We start from the raw sequence: 1,935 nt of genomic DNA, 5'->3' as shown, positions 1-1,935 counted from the left end.
CATAATAGCTACTAGAGGAAGCGTAAATCTGAGCATTTAGTGATAAGGACTGAGCGAATTTTGCTCAGTTTTTCTTACTGGTTTTGAAAAAAGGATCTGGGACGAAGTTAAGAGAGTTAACCCAAAAGTCGAACGATAAAACAAATATTACTATAAAGCTCAGTAAAAAAATACGTTAACTCCATGAAAAAAGAGAAACGCTTTTTCTACGTACAATGTATTGCTGCGGAAGCCTTTCTTATCCTGGGAGATGTAAAGGTGGTTACTCGATAGATAATTATTTTAAAATTTTTGTAAAAGTAGTACTGCATAGAAGGTAATTTTGATATTCTTTACAGAAAGGGGGATGGAGATGAAGAAGAAAACAACCCTTAGCTGGGTCCTTTATGATTTTGGGAATTCTGCTTTTGCAACTACAATTATGGCTGCAGTTTTACCCGTTTTTTATTACGACGTAGCAGCTGTTGGTGTTGATGAGAATCTTGCAGCAAGTTTTTGGGGATATTCGCAGTCAATTGCTGTATTAATTGTGGCAATCCTAGCACCTATTCTAGGAGCTATAAGTGATTATTCTGCAGCTAAGAAAAAGTTTTTACGATTTTTTGCCTACATGGGTATGCTAGCAAGTATTTTACTTGCTTTTGTAGGCGAAGGTGATTACCTTTTTGCCTCGTTTTTGTTAATTATTGGAACAATTGGATTTTCTGGTGGTAATGTATTCTATGATGCATTCTTACCAGAAATAGCAGAAGAACAGGAAATTGATAAAGTATCATCAGCAGGTTTCGCATGGGGTTACATAGGTGGGGGAATATTATTAGCTATTAATATTCTCATGATATTAAAGTTCGATTGGTTTGGACTACCTAATGCTACCGTTGCAAGCCAAGTTTCTTTTGCTTCCGTAGGTTTATGGTGGTTTCTATTTTCACTTCCGCTATTTCGAAATATTAAAGAAGAGAAAAAGAAGGTTGTGAAGCGGGAAAAGTCTTATGCAGCAATTGGATTTTCCAGAGTAGCTTCTACGTTTAAAGACCTAAAGCATTATAAGCAATTATTACTTTTTTTACTTGCATTTTGGATGTATAACGATGGGATATCCACCATTATTAAAATGGCAACAATATACGGTAGAGACATAGGTATTGATGGAAACAGTTTAATTGCAGCACTTTTAATTACACAGTTTGTAGGTATACCATTTACATTTTTCTTTGGGTGGTTAGCGAAGAAAATAAGTGCTAAAAAAGCATTAACGCTTTCATTATACGTCTACATGGGGATTGTAGTATTAGGTTATTTTATGACTTCGGCGATCCACTTTTACCTACTTGCTATTTGTGTTGGTATGGTACAAGGTGGAGCACAATCACTTAGTAGATCCATTTTTGGCAGAATGGTCCCTGATAATAAACATGCTGAATTCTTCGGGTTCTACGGAATTTCTTCTAAATTTGCAGCAATCTTCGGCCCTTTCCTATTTGCCTTTGTTGGGCAACTTACAGGTTCAAGTCGATTAGGAATCATTTCGTTAGTTATATTTTTTATTGGCGGAATTATTCTTCTTAAATTTGTCAATATAGAAAAAGGTATGGAAGATGCAAAAAGATTAACCAATGACGCTGAAAAGGTAAAAGTTATCACAAAGTAAGTGAAAAAGGGTGAGACAAAAGTGTGTTAATTAAAGAATAAAAAGAATAAAACGAACAATTTGAAATGATGGTCATGAACGAACCCGGTTCACAAATATACTGCGTTTTCCGCCGGCGGCTGGTGAGTTTCCGAGTGCTGTCACACTGTGGGACTCACCGATGCATTTCCTACCACAGGCGGAGGAAGGTAGTGTCGTTTATTGTTCAAAGATAAGAAAGTATAAAAATTTGGCTATACCAGAGTGTTACTTACTGTGGTATTTTAAGTATATGGAAAAAAACA

General features: G+C 35.8%; 1 protein-coding gene. It reads left to right on the top strand.

All coding sequences use genetic code 11. The features are described from left to right. Positions 1-352 precede the first annotated feature (352 nt). Positions 353-1,651 carry an MFS transporter gene (locus Q1A47_RS20400; RefSeq protein ID WP_026680562.1) on the top strand — a complete coding sequence of 433 codons (1,299 nt, stop codon included), beginning with the start codon at positions 353-355 and terminating at the stop codon, positions 1,649-1,651. Positions 1,652-1,935 lie beyond the last annotated feature (284 nt).

The organism is uncultured Virgibacillus sp. (genome assembly GCF_947495635.1).
GTDB classification, from domain to species: domain Bacteria; phylum Bacillota; class Bacilli; order Bacillales; family Amphibacillaceae; genus Virgibacillus; species Virgibacillus salarius.
This window is presented reverse-complemented; position numbering and strand designations above follow the sequence as displayed.